Consider the following 16,004-nt stretch of genomic DNA (forward strand, 5'->3'; position numbering starts at 1 on the left):
AAGCAATGCCAAAACGTACCGATATTAAAAGTATTCTTATCCTAGGTGCTGGTCCAATCGTAATTGGTCAGGCGTGTGAGTTTGACTACTCAGGCGCACAAGCATGTAAAGCCCTACGCGAAGAAGGTTACCGAGTTATTCTGGTTAACTCGAATCCTGCAACCATTATGACTGACCCAGAAATGGCCGATGCGACATACATCGAGCCTATTCATTGGGAGGTGGTTCGCAACATTATTGAAAAAGAACGCCCAGATGCGATTCTACCGACCATGGGTGGTCAAACTGCATTGAACTGTGCACTTGCGCTTGAAGACAAAGGCGTATTAAAAGAGTTCAACGTAGAAATGATTGGTGCCACAGCTGATGCGATCGATAAGGCAGAAGATCGTAGCCGCTTTGACGCCGCAATGAAGTCTATAGGTCTTGAATGTCCACGTGCGGGTATTGCCCACAGCATGGAAGAGGCATACGGCGTATTAGATCAAGTTGGCTTCCCTTGTATTATTCGCCCATCTTTCACCATGGGTGGTAGCGGTGGCGGTATCGCATACAACAAGGAAGAGTTCGAAGAGATTTGTTCTCGTGGTCTAGACCTTTCACCAACTAACGAGCTGCTTATTGATGAGTCGTTAATCGGTTGGAAAGAGTACGAGATGGAAGTGGTTCGTGACCGCAATGATAACTGTATCATCGTGTGTTCAATCGAAAACTTCGACCCAATGGGCGTGCACACAGGTGACTCTATCACAGTTGCACCAGCGCAAACCCTAACTGATAAAGAATATCAAATCATGCGTAACGCATCTCTTGCGGTACTGCGTGAGATTGGTGTTGAAACTGGTGGTTCAAACGTTCAGTTTGGTATTTGCCCGAAAACAGGCCGCATGGTGATCATTGAGATGAACCCGCGTGTATCGCGTTCATCTGCACTAGCATCTAAAGCAACGGGTTTCCCAATTGCGAAAATCGCTGCCAAGCTTGCAGTAGGCTTCACTCTTGACGAGCTAAACAACGACATTACAGGCGGTAAAACACCTGCATCGTTCGAGCCTGCAATTGACTACGTGGTAACTAAGGTTCCTCGCTTTAACTTTGAGAAGTTTGCTGGTTCTAACGACCGCCTAACCACTCAAATGAAGTCAGTTGGTGAAGTGATGGCAATTGGCCGTACTTTCCAAGAGTCGATGCAAAAAGCGCTACGCGGTCTAGAAGTTGGTCGTAATGGTCTTGACCCAATCATTGATGTAACTGCGGCAGAGTCAATGCAGAAAATCCGTCACGAGCTAAAAGAGCCAGGGGCCGACCGTATCTGGTACATCGCTGATGCATTCCGCGCTGGTTTATCACGTGATGATATTTTCGCGCTAACCAACATCGACCACTGGTTCTTGATTCAAATTGAAGATCTTATCGCGCTTGAAGGCAAAGTTTCTGAAGCGGGCTTATCAGGTCTAAATCAAGATTTCTTACGTCAGCTTAAGCGTAAAGGCTTCTCTGATGCTCGTCTTGCTGCTGTATTAGGCGTGAGCGAAGGTGAAGTTCGTAAGCTACGTCAACGTCACGAAATCTTCCCAGTTTACAAGCGTGTTGATACTTGTGCTGCAGAGTTTTCAACTGACACAGCTTACATGTACTCAACCTATGAAGAAGAGTGTGAAGCAGCGCCTTCAAACCGTGACAAAATCATGGTTTTAGGTGGCGGTCCTAACCGTATTGGTCAAGGTATTGAGTTCGATTACTGTTGTGTACATGCAGCACTTGCGCTGCGTGAAGACGGTTATGAAACCATCATGGTTAACTGTAACCCTGAAACCGTATCGACAGACTATGATACATCTGACCGTCTGTACTTCGAGCCAGTAACGCTAGAAGACGTACTTGAAATTGTGCGCATTGAGCAGCCAAAAGGTGTCATCGTACATTATGGTGGTCAAACGCCACTTAAACTTGCTCGTGATCTAGAAGCTGCAGGCGTACCAATTATCGGTACTAGCCCTGATGCAATTGACCGTGCAGAAGACCGTGAGCGCTTCCAGCAAGCAATTGAGCGTCTTGGCATGAAACAGCCTGAAAACGCGACTGTTACTACTGTTGAAGGCGCGGTAATTGAAGCTGAAAATATCGGCTATCCACTTGTTGTTCGTCCATCATACGTACTAGGTGGTCGCGCGATGGAAATCGTTTACGACAAGGCTGACTTAATGCGTTACTTCAACGAAGCGGTTAGCGTATCTAACTCTTCGCCAGTATTGCTTGACCACTTCCTAGATGATGCCATCGAAGTGGATATCGATGCAGTATGCGACGGTGAGACTGTGGTTGTAGGCGCGATTATGGAGCACATTGAGCAAGCCGGTGTTCACTCAGGTGACTCAGGTTGTTCACTGCCGCCATATAGCTTAAGCGCTGAAATCCAAGCACAAATGCGCGAGCAGGTTTCTAAGCTTGCATTTGAGCTAGGTGTTGTTGGTCTGATGAACGTCCAGTTCGCGGTTAAAAACAACGAGATCTACATGATTGAGGTTAACCCTCGCGCTGCGCGTACTGTGCCATTTGTGTCAAAAGCAACCGGTGTACCGCTAGCTAAGATTGCTGCACGCGTTATGGCTGGTCAAAGCTTGAAAGAGCAAAACTTCACTGAAGAAGTCGTACCACCGTACTGCTCAGTTAAAGAAGTGGTACTGCCATTTAACAAGTTCCCAGGTGTTGACCCACTACTTGGCCCTGAAATGCGCTCAACTGGTGAGGTGATGGGCGTTGGTGAAACCTTCGCTGAGGCTTATGCGAAAGCCCAGCTTGGTGCCACAGCTGAAGTACCTAAGTCTGGCCGCGCACTCCTTTCTGTGCGTAACAGCGATAAGCACCGTGTGGCTGACCTCGCAGCTAAGCTGATTGAGCTTGGTTATGAGATTGACGCGACTCACGGCACGGCTGTAGTACTAGGTGAAGCGGGTATTAACCCACGTTTGGTGAATAAGGTACATGAAGGTCGTCCACACATTCTTGACCGCATTAAGAATGATGAGTACACCTACATTGTTAACACCACAGAAGGTCGCCAAGCGATTGAAGATTCACGTCAAATTCGTCGCGGCGCACTGCGTTATAAGGTTAACTACACCACAACCTTAAACGCAGCATTTGCGACTTGTATGGCGCATTCAGCGGATGACCGCAGCAATGTAAACTCTGTTCAAGAGTTGCACCAACGCCTTAAGTAATTAAGTTTGTTGATGTTTAAAGGGTCGCATTAGCGGCCCTTTTTGTTGCTCGTTTTGAATTAGCGACATCATCCTAGTTCAACCTTGTTGCCATAAAATGGCGTCATTGTTCAATGCGTGCTAGATTTTGGTGCGAGCGAAATTGGTTAACTTCGGCAATCAATTAGTTGATATAGGCGACATACTCGAGCGATAACACGCGCTGGGATAGCATCTGATCTCAGCTTTGTATAGAATGAGTTCATCCCACATTTATATTTTCCCTGTTGGCCAAATTTGCCGACAGAGGCTGCTTTTGTTTTAAAGGAGACGAAAGACAATTATGAATAAAGTTCCTATGACAATTGTTGGCGCTGATCAACTACGTAAAGAATTAGATGAATTGAAGTTTGACCGCCGCCCAAAGATCTCTGAAGCCATTGCTTCAGCACGTGAACTAGGTGACTTAAAAGAGAATGCTGAGTATCACGCAGCACGCGAAGAGCAAGGTATTTGTGAAGCGCGTATTCGTGATATTGAAGGTAAGCTTTCTAACGCGCAGATTATTGATGTGACTAGCATGGAAAACACTGGCCGCGTTATTTTTGGTACTACTGTTACTATCGAGAACATTGATACTGAAGATGAAGTAACTTACCGCATCGTAGGTGATGACGAAGCCGACATTAAGCAAAACCTGATTTCTGTTAACTCACCTATTGCTCGTGGTCTTATCGGTAAAAACGAAGGCGATGAAGTGTCTATCAGCACACCTGGCGGCATGACAGATTTCGAAATCTTAAAAGTTGAGTATATCTAGTCAACCTGAGCTCTGGATAATAAATCGGTTTCTAACGGCTATTTTTGCCCATTTCTTCGTTGAAGCTACTTGCAATAGGCTAGCTATTGACGCGTAGCTTCGCCTTGAACTAAACGAAAACTATCTCGCTAGAAACATAATGGAAGGTATAGCTCAGGCCTAGGTAGTGGTTGGCACTTCCTTATCCAGAGTTCAGGTTAATCAGCAATGTTGTTGATTGATATTAGCTTTACATAATAAAAAACCACTGCCTTGGCAGTGGTTTTTTATTGGTTATCTTCGCGATATGACGAGCGAGATTATTTTGCCCGAGGCAATGCCACTTTCATTTCTTCCGATTGACGGAATAAAACTAAGATATGGCCAATTACCTGAACTTTTACTGATTGAGTTTCACGTACAATGGCGTCCATGATTGCAGCTTTCATTTCTCGGTCAGTAGTGGCAACTTTTACCTTAATCAGCTCATGGTGACTAAGTGCGCTATCAATTTCAGCGAGTACACCTTCAGTCAGTCCATTGGCACCAAGCAGCACAACTGGCTTTAAACTATGCGCCAATCCTCTTAAGTGCTGTTTTTGTTTGGTTGTTAAGTTCATTTCTACCAACTTTTTCTAGGTTACTGTTGAAAAGCCGCTATTCTACCCTTATATACAGCTTATGTAACTTTTATTTTTGTTGCGGATACTTAATGGCAGCTAAAAAACGTAGTGCGAGTTCAACTCGCTGGATGCAAGAACACTTCGATGATCATTATGTGAAACTCTCACAAAAGCGTGGTCTTCGTTCTCGTGCCGCTTTTAAACTGGAAGAAATCCAAGAAAAAGACAACCTGATTAAGCAAGGAATGACGGTGGTTGACCTTGGTGCCGCACCAGGTGGTTGGTCGCAAATTGCGGTCAAGCTTGCAGGTGAGCAGGGTAAAGTGATCGCTTGTGACATTTTACCGATGGACCCAATCGTTGGCGTCGATTTCCTACAAGGTGATTTTCGTGAAGACAAGGTGCTTGAAGCCTTGTTGGAACGTGTAGGTGAAGACAAAGTCGATGTGGTACTATCAGACATGGCGCCCAATATGAGTGGTTCAGGCGCGGTCGACCAACCGCGTGCTATGTACTTGGTGGAGCTAGCGTTAGACATGTGTCATCAAGTATTGGCACCTAACGGCTGCTTTGCGGTTAAGGTCTTTCAGGGGGAAGGCTTTGACGAGTATATGAAAGCCGTTAAACAAGCATTTAAAGTAGTTAAAACCCGTAAGCCTGAATCTTCTAGAGCCCGCTCTAGAGAAGTTTACCTAGTGGCGACCGGTTACAAGTTATAGTAGTCTAGTGGTAACAATCTCGAGACTTTAATAGAGGTCTAATAATTTGAGTGATATGGCAAAAAATTTAATACTCTGGGTCGTCATCGCCGTGGTGTTGATGTCGGTATTTCAGGGTTACTCCCCCTCTTCTACGAACTCGCAGAAGATGGATTATTCCGCGTTTCTAAATAGTGTTGATAATGGTCAGATCGCTTCGGTTGAAGTGAAAAGTGACCAACGCACCATTGAAGGTACTAAGCGTAGTGGCGAAAAATTTGTCACCATTATGCCTATGTACGACCGCGATTTGATTAATGAACTTGATCGTAAAGGTATCGCGATGAAAGGTCAGGAAGCAGAAGAATCTGGCTTCTTGACGCAAATTTTTATTTCTTGGTTCCCAATGTTACTGCTAATTGGTGTATGGATATTCTTCATGCGTCAGATGCAAGGTGGCGGCGGAAAGGGCGCGATGTCCTTTGGTAAGAGTAAAGCCAAGTTAATGAGCGAAGACCAAATCAAAACGACTTTTGTTGACGTAGCTGGTTGTGACGAAGCAAAAGAAGAAGTGAAAGAGCTGGTTGACTATCTTCGTGACCCAACTAAATTCCAAAAGCTTGGCGGCCGAATTCCTACCGGTGTGTTGATGGTGGGACCTCCAGGTACAGGTAAAACGCTACTGGCAAAAGCCATTGCTGGCGAGTCTAAAGTACCGTTTTTCACCATTTCTGGTTCAGACTTTGTAGAAATGTTCGTTGGTGTCGGTGCATCGCGTGTGCGCGACATGTTCGAGCAAGCGAAAAAGTCAGCGCCTTGTATTATCTTCATCGATGAAATTGATGCGGTAGGCCGCCAACGTGGTGCTGGTCTTGGTGGAGGTCACGATGAACGTGAGCAAACACTTAACCAAATGCTAGTTGAGATGGATGGTTTCGAGGGTAACGAAGGTATTATTGTTATCGCTGCGACTAACCGTCCAGACGTATTAGACCAAGCATTATTGCGTCCAGGCCGTTTTGACCGCCAGGTGGTTGTAGGCCTGCCTGATGTACGAGGCCGTGAACAAATTCTTAAAGTTCACATGCGCAAAGTGCCTTTGTCTGACGATGTTAAGGCAAGTGTGATTGCCCGTGGTACACCTGGTTTCTCTGGTGCAGACCTTGCCAACCTTGTTAACGAAGCGGCGCTATTTGCTGCTCGTGGCAACCGCCGCATGGTCGGTATGGAAGAGTTTGAGCGTGCTAAAGACAAGATCATGATGGGTGCTGAGCGCCGCTCTATGGTGATGTCTGAAGACGAGAAAGAAATGACCGCTTACCACGAAGCGGGTCATGCAATCGTTGGTTGTCTGGTACCTGAGCACGACCCTGTGCATAAGGTAACTATTATCCCTCGTGGCCGTGCACTTGGTGTGACTTTCTTCTTGCCTGAAGCTGATGCGATTAGCCAAAGCCGTCAAAAACTGGAATCACAAATTTCAGTGGCATACGGTGGCCGTATCGCCGAAGAGTTGATTTACGGTAGCGACAAGGTATCAACTGGTGCGTCACAAGATATTAAATACGCGACATCGATTGCTCGTAACATGGTTACCCAGTGGGGCTTCTCTGACAAGTTAGGTCCACTGCTTTATGCTGAGGAAGAAGGTGAAGTATTCCTAGGTCGCAGTATGGGTAAGGCTAAGGCTATGTCAGGTGATACTGCTGCGCTTATCGATAGTGAAGTGAAAACTTTCATTGATAAAAACTATGAGCGCGCTAATCAAATGCTAACTGACAATATGGATATTCTTCATGCGATGAAAGAAGCGCTGATGAAGTATGAAACCATTGATTCAGAGCAAATTGATGATCTGATGAACCGTCGTGAGGTGCGCCAACCTGCAGATTGGCAGGCAGATGATTCATCTGATGACAGCAGCAGTGGCAATGCGCCAAAAGCTCAAGAGTCTGAAGAGACAAAAATGGATGCTTCAGCAGATGAAGCTGACGAGTCTCCAGCGAAGTAATTGAGCCGCTTATTGAGAAAACCCCGCGAGGGGTTTTCTTGTTTGTGGGTTTAAAAAAATAAATTGTTGTAGTAGGTAAAGTGTGTTTGAACTGACAAGTGCTGACAAAACCTTAGATTTAAGCTCTCCACAAATTATGGGGATAGCGAATATTACCCCAGACTCCTTTTCTGACGGTGGTCAGTTCGAGTCCTTTAAAAAGGCGTGTGAACATGTCGATTACATGGTGGCAGAAGGCGCGGTAATTATTGATGTTGGCGGCGAGTCAACGCGCCCTGGAGCTAAGGCTGTCTCAGTAGAAGAAGAGCTTGAACGGGTGATCCCTATCATTAAGTACACGGCTGAAAAGCATGATGTGTGGATCTCCGTAGATACCAGTAAGCCGCAGGTAATGGAGCAAGCTGTGCTAGCCGGCGCACACATGATTAATGATGTGAAAGCCTTGCGAGAGCCCGGTGCGCTTGAGGTTGCAGCTAAGCTGCAAGTACCTGTGTGCTTAATGCACATGCAAGGTAGTCCAGAGACAATGCAAGATGCGCCTGCGTATGTCGATGTGGTAGAAGAGGTACTGCATTTTTTTGAGCAGCGTATTGTGGCATGTGAAGCGGCAGGAATTGATCGCTCCAATTTAATACTCGACCCAGGTTTTGGGTTCGGTAAGACATTAGAGCATAACTATCGCTTACTAGCCTGTCTGCCAAGATTTCATGAGTTACACCTACCGTTACTGATCGGTATGTCGCGTAAGAGTATGATTGGTGATTTGCTTGAGCGCCCGGTAGAGCAGCGATTAGCGGGTAGCTTGTCTGCAGCGTTAATTGCCGCACAGCAAGGCGCGCAAATTTTGCGAGTGCATGATGTTGCTGAAACTAGCGACGTATTGCGTGTTATGTCAGCGACCATGGCCAGTGTTTAGGTTAGCGAAAGCAAGAAAAGAGATAATAAAGTGAAACAAAGACAATTTTTCGGTACAGATGGCATTCGCGGTAAAGTAGGTTCAGGCAAGATGACCCCTGAACTCGCCCTTAAACTTGGCTGGGCTGCTGGGCGTGTGCTTTCGCGGAATGGCACCAAAAAAGTGATTATTGGTAAAGACACGCGTATTTCAGGCTATTTATTTGAGTCTGCGCTAGAAGCTGGTCTATCTGCTGCTGGCTTAGACGTATTTTTACTTGGCCCTATGCCAACGCCAGCTGTGGCATATTTAACGCGCACCTTCCGTGCAGAGGCCGGCATTGTGATTAGCGCATCACACAACCCTTATTACGATAATGGCATCAAGTTCTTTGCTGCCGATGGCAGTAAGCTTGATGACGACATTGAGCTGGCGATTGAAGCTGAGCTTGAAAAACCACTTACCTGCGTTGAGTCACATGAGCTAGGTAAGGCTAAGCGTATTGATGATGCCGCTGGGCGTTACATTGAATACTGTAAAGGTCACTTTCCTAGTCAATATTCGCTTAGCAAGTTAAAAATTGTTGTCGATTGTGCCCATGGTGCGACTTACCACATTGCGCCAAACGTATTTCGCGAGTTAGGTGCAGAAGTCATTACCATTGGTGATAAACCTAACGGCACTAATATTAATGATAAAGTCGGCGCTACATCAATGGCGCAGATATGCGCGGCAGTGACTGAGCATAATGCAGACCTTGGTATCGCCTTAGATGGCGATGGCGACCGTATTATGATGGTTAATGCTGAGGGCGAAGTGGTTGATGGCGACCAAATCCTTTACATCATTGCCGACGATGCGCAAAAACGCGGAGTGCTTCAAGGTGGTGTAGTGGGTACGCTAATGTCTAACCTTGGTCTTGAGCTCGCGTTAAAAGCGCAAAACATTCCGTTTGCACGCTCTAAAGTGGGTGACCGCTATGTAATGGAGCTACTAAAGCAAAACAATTGGCGTATTGGCGGCGAAAACTCTGGCCATATTCTTGATTTAGCCCATGGTACTACCGGTGATGGTATTGTCGCTGGTATTCTTGTGCTCGCTGCTATTTGTAGACAAGGTTTAAGTCTATCTGATTTGATTAAACCGGTCACCATGCTGCCGCAAGTGCTGGTAAATGTACGTTTTGAAGGTGATGCTGACCCGCTGACGTCAAGTCCAGTACAACAAGCACAAGCCGACGTGGAAGCTAAACTTGGCGAAACTGGCCGGGTATTGCTGCGTAAATCAGGCACTGAACCACTGCTGCGCGTTATGGTGGAGGGTGAAGATTACGACCAAGTTTATGCTCACGCTCACGCAATTGCTGATGTTGTTAAAACAGCGTGTTAACATCAATTTGAGCTAGGTTGTCGCGAGCCTAAAAAATAGGCATTTCGACAACTTATCTCAATAATTCCCGCTTTATCTATTGTAACTTATCTAGTGGTTCGCTATTATTCACGCCGCTTTCAGAGGAGACAGTGATGGCACTTAGACGTCCAATGGTCGCAGGCAACTGGAAAATGAATGGCAGCGCACAGCTTGCGCAAGAGCTATTCAAGAAGTTTGCTGCAAAACTCCAGAATGATTCTGCTGAAGTGGTGTTATGCCCGCCAACTATTTATTTAGAAAGCGTGAGGCAACTACTTGAGGATAACAAGCAAACCCTAGATGGTGCGCTTGTTAGAATGGGCGCCCAGAATGTAAGTCAACACGACTTTGGCGCTTATACTGGTGAAATTTCAGGTCAAATGCTTAAAGACTCTGGCTGTCGATATGTGATTATCGGTCACTCAGAACGTCGTCGCATGTATGGCGAAACCAGTAACATCGTAGCTGAAAAATTCGCAGCTGCGCAGAAGCACGGTTTGACTCCAATCCTATGTGTTGGTGAGTCAGGTCCAGCTCGTGAAGCACGACGTACCTTTGAGGTGATCGCTGAAGAGCTAGACGTAGTTATTGAAAAAAACGGTACCATGGCTTTTGATAACGCGATTATCGCTTACGAACCTTTATGGGCAGTAGGTACAGGTAAGAGCGCTACACCAGAGCAGGCACAAGAAGTTCATGCGTTTATTCGCAGCCGCCTCTCTGAAGTGTCTCCATTTATTGGAGAGAACATCAGAATTCTATACGGTGGCAGTGTGACACCGAATAACGCCGCAGATATTTTTGCGCAACCTGATGTTGATGGTGGACTGATAGGCGGTGCTAGCTTAAACTCGTCGGAGTTTTTAAGTTTATGTACCATAGCAATGAGCGCGTAACATGTACGAAGTTCTTATAGTAGTTTATTTATTGGTAGCGATTGGCCTTATCGGTCTAATCCTAATCCAGCAGGGTAAAGGCGCTGATATGGGCGCATCATTCGGAGCTGGTGCTTCAGGCACACTATTTGGCTCTGGTGGTTCAGGTAACTTCCTGACTCGCAGTACCGCTATTTTAGCGATTGGCTTTTTCACTCTTAGCTTGATCATTGGTAACTTGAGTGCCAACCACGCTAAAGACGACAAAGCGTTTGACGATTTAAGCTCTACAGCTGAGCAAGTTGTCGAAGAAGTACCTGCAACAAACCCAGCGTCTGAGTCAGAAATCCCTGACTAAGACCTAGCTTCTATTGAAGCTGAAAGATTTAAATGCGGATGTGGCGGAATTGGTAGACGCGCCATCTTGAGGGGGTGGTGAGCTATGCTCGTGTGGGTTCAAGTCCCACCATCCGCACCACTTTCGATAGACTCGGATAAAAGTGATTTTTAAAGAGTTTGTCATTGCAAGTTAAGACGTAAGTCAATATAATTTGCACCAGTTGACGCGGGATGGAGCAGCTTGGTAGCTCGTCGGGCTCATAACCCGAAGGTCGTCGGTTCAAATCCGGCTCCCGCAACCAGCTCCTGTTGTAGATGAATTCAGTATGTAATCATCTCAACATTACAGGTTCTATAATAAATAGCCTCGTATTTACGAGGTTTTTTTGTTATTGGACTTTATAATTATCCATGTAGTGGATCGTTTTAGGGGCTTTATGCCCTTTTTTCGTTTTTTTGGGGGTCATTTTTGGCAACTTTAGAATCAAAATTGGTTGAAATGCTAACCGGTCCTGTTGAAGCATTAGGCTTTGACTTATGGGGCATTGAGTATATTCAAGCTGGTAAGCATTCAGTTATCCGAGTTTTCATTGATGCTGAGAATGGCATCAATATTGAAGATTGTGCTGAGGCGAGTCGTCAGGTCAGTGCAATCTTGGATGTTGAAGATCCTATCTCGACCGAATACACCCTTGAAGTGTCATCTCCTGGTGTAGACCGTCCTTTGTTCAGTGCTGAACAATACGCGGCATACATTGGTGAAGACGCCAAGGTACAGTTAACGATGCCAGTTAATGGCAGTCGTAACTTAAAAGGAAAGATAACCGCTGTTGATGGGCAAATGCTTACCTTCACGGTAGATGGAAAAGAGTTAATTGTTGCATTGGATAATATCCGTAAAGGCAACGTTATCGCTAAGTTTTGATGGTTCAGGTGAAGAACGAGGCAAGACCAAATGAATAAAGAGATCCTGTTAGTCGCGGAAGCGGTTTCGAATGAGAAAGCTGTACCGCGTGAGAAAATTTTTGAAGCGCTAGAAATTGCACTTGCGACTGCAACCAAGAAAAAATACGAAGGCGATATTGAAGTTCGTGTTTCTATCGACCGTAAGTCTGGTGATTACGAAACTTTCCGTCGTTGGATGGTAGTTGATGACAATGGTGAAGCATTAGAAAACCCATTTGCAGAAATCACACTAGAAGCGGCGCGTTACGAAAATCCAGAAATTCAACCTGGTGAGTACATCGAAGACGAAATCGAATCAGTGGTTTTCGACCGTATTACGACACAAACCGCCAAGCAAGTTATCGTACAAAAAGTACGTGAAGCTGAACGTGCGCAAATTGTTGAGCAGTTTATCGAGCGCGAAGGCGAGATTGTAACTGGTGTGGTGAAAAAGAGCACCCGTGACAGTGTGGTTGTTGACCTAGGTAATAACGCTGATGGCGTACTTTACAAAGAAGACCTAATCAGTCGTGAGTCATTCCGCCCAGGCGACCGTGTACGTGCGTTGCTTTACGCTGTACGTCCAGAAGCTCGTGGTGCCCAGTTGTTCTTAACTCGCAGCAAGCCAGAAATGCTGGTTGAGCTATTCCGTGTGGAAGTACCGGAAATTCTTGATGAAATGATTGAAATCGTTTCAGCAGCTCGTGATCCAGGTGCGCGCGCTAAGATTGCGGTTAAGACCAACGACAAGCGTATTGACCCAGTTGGTGCATGTGTAGGTATGCGCGGTGCGCGTGTTCAAGCTGTATCGAATGAACTAAGCGGCGAGCGTGTGGATATTGTGATGTGGGACGATAACCCAGCACAGTTCGTTATCAACGCGATGGCGCCAGCAGATGTTGCTTCAATCATTGTTGATGAAGACAACAACTCAATGGACATTGCGGTTGAAGCTGACAGCCTAGCGCAAGCCATTGGCCGTAACGGTCAAAATGTACGTTTAGCTACCGAGCTTTCTGGTTGGGAGCTGAACGTAATGACAGTTGAAGAAATGAACGCTAAGCACCAAGCTGAAAGCGCGAAAATTATCGAATTATTCGTTTCTTCACTAGATGTAGATGAAGACTTTGCAACTGTACTGGTTGAAGAAGGCTTCACCTCACTTGAAGAAGTAGCTTATGTACCAGAGGCTGAGCTACTAGAAATTGATGGTTTTGACGAAGGAATTGTTGAAGCTTTACGTGAGCGTGCGAAAGCCGCTATTTCAACTCGTGCACTGGCTTCAGAAGAAGCATTAGATGGTGCACAGCCGAGTGAAGATTTACTTGCTCTTGAAGGACTAGAGCGTCATTTAGCGTTCGTACTAGCAAGTAAAGGCGTAGTAACGCTAGAAGACCTTGCTGAGCAAGGTATTGACGATTTAGTCGACATTGAAGAATTAACAGAAGAAAAAGCTGGTGAGCTAATCATGGCAGCCCGCAACATCTGTTGGTTTGGCGAAGAAGCATAAGTCGATCAACAGGGGGATTTATTGAATGGCAGATACAAGCGTAGAAAAGTTAGCTAGCGAAGTTGGCAAAACTGTTGAAAGACTCATTGAACAGTTTTCAGAAGCTGGCATTAGCAAGAAGAAAGCTGACACTGTGTCAGAAGACGAAAAGCAGCAGCTTCTTGAGCACCTGAAAAAGCAACATGGTGGTGATAGCGCGCCGACCAAGATGACGTTGCAACGTAAAACCGTATCAACACTGAGTGTTGCCGGTAACGGTGGTCAGTCTAAAGACGTAAAAGTTGAAGTACGCAAAAAGCGTACTTTTGTTAAGCGTGATCCAGCAGAGTTAGCTGCACAAGCTGAAGCTGAAGCGAAGGCAAAAGCAGAGGCAGAGGCCGCGGCTAAAGCGCAGGCAGAAGCCGATGCAAAAGCAAAAGCTGAAGCTAAGGCTAAAGCTGACGCTGAAGCAAAAGCTAAAAAAGAAGCTGAAGCTAAAGCAAAAGCTGAAAAAGCAGCTAAGCAAGCAGAAGCGAAAGCACAAGCTAAGCCTGAAGATGATGCTGAATCTGCAGCAGCAAAAGCTGAAGCTGACCGCATTAAAGCAGCGCAAGAAGAAGCGCTTAAGCAAAAGCAGAAGCAAGAAGCTGATGAAGCAGCTGAAAAAGCACGCAAGCTTGCTGAAGAAAACGAAAAGCGTTGGGCTGAAGAAGAGCGCGCGCGCCTGGAAGCTGAAAAGAACAGCGACCACCATATCACTAAGTCTAAAGAAGCTCGTGCTGCTGAAGACAAGTCTGATATGGAAGAAGAAAAGCGCGGTCGTCGTTCTCGTAACAAGAACGCCAACAAGAAACGTGGCGGCAAAGGCGGTCGTGACAACCGCGGTGCACGTAACAACCGCACTGTAGCGCCAGAGTCAATGGCTCACGGCTTTAACAAGCCAGCTGCAGCGGTAACTCGCGACGTACGTATTGGTGAAACGGTAACGGTTTCTGAACTTGCTCACTTGATGGCTGTTAAAGCTACCGAGATCATTAAGCAAATGATGAAAATGGGCTCTATGGTTACCATTAACCAGGTTCTAGACCAAGAAACTGCGCAACTTGTTGCTGAAGAAATGGGCCACAAAGTAGTACTGACTCGTGAAAACGAGCTAGAGCATCAAGTACTTTCAGACCGTGATGGTGATGTTTCAGTTGAGCCACGTGCTCCTGTTGTTACCATCATGGGTCACGTTGACCATGGTAAGACATCGCTACTTGACTACATTCGTGCGGCGAAAGTAGCGTCAGGCGAAGCAGGTGGTATTACCCAGCACATTGGTGCATACCATGTTGAAACCGACAACGGTATGATCACCTTCCTAGATACGCCTGGTCACGCCGCGTTTACCGCAATGCGTGCTCGTGGTGCTAAGGCTACCGATATCGTAATTCTGGTTGTTGCGGCTGATGACGGCGTAATGCCACAAACGATTGAAGCGATTCAACATGCTAAAGCTGGTGATGTACCGCTAATCGTTGCAGTGAACAAGATTGATAAGCCTGAAGCTGATCCTGATCGCGTCAAGTCTGAGCTAGCTCAGCATGGCGTGATGTCAGAAGATTGGGGCGGTAACAACATGTTCGTACACGTATCTGCTAAGCAAGGTACTGGTATTGACGAGCTGCTAGAAGGCATCCTACTTGAAGCTGAAGTACTAGAGCTTAAAGCGGTACGTGAAGGTATGGCTGCAGGTGTGGTTGTAGAGTCTAAACTTGATAAAGGTCGCGGCCCAGTTGCTACAGTACTTGTACAAGAAGGTACTCTGAAGCAAGGTGACATCGTTCTATGTGGTCTAGAGTACGGTAAAGTTCGTGCGATGAAAGACGAGAACGGTAAAGCAATTAAAGAAGCTGGCCCATCTATTCCAGTTGAGATCCTAGGTCTATCTGGTGTGCCTTCAGCGGGTGACGAAGCAACAGTTGTACGTGATGAGCGTAAAGCACGTGAAGTAGCACTTTACCGTCAAGGTAAATTCCGTGACGTTAAGCTAGCTCGCCAGCAGAAGTCTAAACTAGAAAACATGTTTGCCAACATGACTGAAGGCGAAGTTCAAGAGCTGAACATCGTACTTAAGGCAGACGTACAAGGTTCGCTTGAAGCGATTTCTGACTCTCTGAACAAACTGTCTACTGATGAAGTTAAAGTTAACATCATCGCTAGCGGTGTAGGTGGTCTAACTGAAACTGATGCAACACTAGCAGCAGCTTCTAACGCTATCATGGTTGGCTTTAACGTACGTGCTGATGCACAGGCGCGTAAGACAATCGAAGCAGAAAGCGTTGACCTACGTTACTACAGCGTAATCTACGACCTAATTGACGAAGTGAAATCAGCGATGGGCGGTATGCTTTCTCCTGAATTCAAACAAGAAATCATTGGTCTTGCTGAAGTACGTGACGTGTTCAAGTCTCCTAAGATTGGCGCAATTGCTGGTTGTATGGTGACTGAGGGTGTGGTTAAGCGCAGCGCGCCAATCCGTGTACTACGTGACAACGTGGTTATCTATGAAGGTGAGCTAGAGTCTCTACGCCGCTTCAAAGATGACGCAAACGAAGTTCGTAACGGCATGGAATGTGGTATCGGTGTTAAGAACTACAACGACGTACGTGTTGGCGACCAAATTGAGGTCTTCGAAACCGTCGAAGTGGCTAGAACACTTTAAGATATCTAAG

Annotated in this window: 12 protein-coding genes and 2 tRNA genes; 13 read left to right on the forward strand and 1 reads right to left on the reverse strand. The window is 46.2% G+C overall.

The window, feature by feature from the left end; all coding sequences use genetic code 11:
- Positions 1–5 precede the first annotated feature (5 nt).
- A complete protein-coding gene (gene carB / locus G3R49_RS03785) occupies positions 6–3,224 on the forward strand; it encodes a carbamoyl-phosphate synthase large subunit (RefSeq protein WP_130598191.1) in 3,219 nt (1,072 codons plus the stop codon).
- A 322-nt stretch (positions 3,225–3,546) separates the two neighbouring features.
- Entirely contained in the window at positions 3,547–4,023 is a 477-nt protein-coding gene (gene greA, locus G3R49_RS03790; protein ID WP_130598190.1) for a transcription elongation factor GreA, read from the forward strand.
- 299 nt (positions 4,024–4,322) lie between these two features.
- Here the strand turns inward: greA and yhbY are convergent, their stop codons facing one another.
- Complete coding sequence (gene yhbY, locus G3R49_RS03795; RefSeq protein WP_130598189.1) at positions 4,323–4,622, reverse strand: ribosome assembly RNA-binding protein YhbY; 300 nt, start codon at positions 4,620–4,622, stop codon at positions 4,323–4,325.
- A 92-nt stretch (positions 4,623–4,714) separates the two neighbouring features.
- Here yhbY and rlmE point away from each other — a divergent pair, with 92 nt between their 5' ends.
- The 11 genes from rlmE to infB all read left to right on the forward strand — a co-directional run bounded on the left by rlmE (position 4,715) and on the right by infB (position 15,994).
- Positions 4,715–5,344, forward strand: a complete 630-nt coding sequence (gene rlmE, locus G3R49_RS03800) for a 23S rRNA (uridine(2552)-2'-O)-methyltransferase RlmE (RefSeq protein WP_167868677.1) — start codon at positions 4,715–4,717, stop codon at positions 5,342–5,344.
- Between the two features lie 46 nt (positions 5,345–5,390).
- The gene (ftsH, locus tag G3R49_RS03805; protein ID WP_167868678.1) at positions 5,391–7,334 is read left to right on the forward strand and encodes an ATP-dependent zinc metalloprotease FtsH; all 1,944 of its coding nucleotides are present in this window, start codon (positions 5,391–5,393) and stop codon (positions 7,332–7,334) included.
- Between the two features lie 82 nt (positions 7,335–7,416).
- Positions 7,417–8,250, forward strand: a complete 834-nt coding sequence (folP, locus tag G3R49_RS03810; protein ID WP_167868679.1) for a dihydropteroate synthase — start codon at positions 7,417–7,419, stop codon at positions 8,248–8,250.
- 30 nt (positions 8,251–8,280) lie between these two features.
- Positions 8,281–9,618, forward strand: coding sequence for a phosphoglucosamine mutase (gene glmM, locus G3R49_RS03815; RefSeq protein ID WP_167868680.1), 1,338 nt, complete (start codon positions 8,281–8,283; stop codon positions 9,616–9,618).
- A gap of 134 nt (positions 9,619–9,752) precedes the next feature.
- Positions 9,753–10,535 carry a triose-phosphate isomerase gene (gene tpiA / locus G3R49_RS03820; protein WP_130598185.1) on the forward strand — a complete coding sequence of 261 codons (783 nt, stop codon included), beginning with the start codon at positions 9,753–9,755 and terminating at the stop codon, positions 10,533–10,535.
- A 1-nt stretch (position 10,536) separates the two neighbouring features.
- Entirely contained in the window at positions 10,537–10,872 is a 336-nt protein-coding gene (secG, locus tag G3R49_RS03825) for a preprotein translocase subunit SecG (RefSeq protein ID WP_130598184.1), read from the forward strand.
- Between the two features lie 34 nt (positions 10,873–10,906).
- Positions 10,907–10,992: transfer RNA gene (locus tag G3R49_RS03830), tRNA-Leu, on the forward strand.
- Positions 10,993–11,078: 86 nt separating this feature from the next.
- Positions 11,079–11,155, forward strand: a tRNA-Met gene (locus tag G3R49_RS03835).
- A 167-nt stretch (positions 11,156–11,322) separates the two neighbouring features.
- The gene (gene rimP, locus G3R49_RS03840) at positions 11,323–11,778 is read left to right on the forward strand and encodes a ribosome maturation factor RimP (protein ID WP_130598183.1); all 456 of its coding nucleotides are present in this window, start codon (positions 11,323–11,325) and stop codon (positions 11,776–11,778) included.
- Between the two features lie 30 nt (positions 11,779–11,808).
- On the forward strand, positions 11,809–13,308 hold the full coding sequence (nusA, locus tag G3R49_RS03845; RefSeq protein WP_130598182.1) for a transcription termination factor NusA: 1,500 nt from the start codon (positions 11,809–11,811) through the stop codon (positions 13,306–13,308).
- Between the two features lie 25 nt (positions 13,309–13,333).
- Complete coding sequence (infB, locus tag G3R49_RS03850; RefSeq protein ID WP_167868681.1) at positions 13,334–15,994, forward strand: translation initiation factor IF-2; 2,661 nt, start codon at positions 13,334–13,336, stop codon at positions 15,992–15,994.
- Positions 15,995–16,004: the final 10 nt, after the last annotated feature.

The organism is Shewanella sp. WXL01 (assembly GCF_012263345.1).
Classification (GTDB): Bacteria; Pseudomonadota; Gammaproteobacteria; order Enterobacterales; family Shewanellaceae; genus Shewanella; species Shewanella maritima.

Excerpts from the sequence above, each read along its gene's own strand:
- carB (WP_130598191.1), top strand. The coding sequence starts at position 6 with ATGCCAAAACGTACCGATATTAAAAGTATTCTTATCCTAGGTGCTGGT.
- greA (WP_130598190.1), top strand. The coding sequence starts at position 3,547 with ATGAATAAAGTTCCTATGACAATTGTTGGCGCTGATCAACTACGTAAA.
- yhbY (WP_130598189.1), bottom strand. The coding sequence starts at position 4,622 with ATGAACTTAACAACCAAACAAAAACAGCACTTAAGAGGATTGGCGCAT.
- rlmE (WP_167868677.1), top strand. The coding sequence starts at position 4,715 with ATGGCAGCTAAAAAACGTAGTGCGAGTTCAACTCGCTGGATGCAAGAA.
- tpiA (WP_130598185.1), top strand. The coding sequence starts at position 9,753 with ATGGCACTTAGACGTCCAATGGTCGCAGGCAACTGGAAAATGAATGGC.
- secG (WP_130598184.1), top strand. The coding sequence starts at position 10,537 with ATGTACGAAGTTCTTATAGTAGTTTATTTATTGGTAGCGATTGGCCTT.
- nusA (WP_130598182.1), top strand. The coding sequence starts at position 11,809 with ATGAATAAAGAGATCCTGTTAGTCGCGGAAGCGGTTTCGAATGAGAAA.
- infB (WP_167868681.1), top strand. The coding sequence starts at position 13,334 with ATGGCAGATACAAGCGTAGAAAAGTTAGCTAGCGAAGTTGGCAAAACT.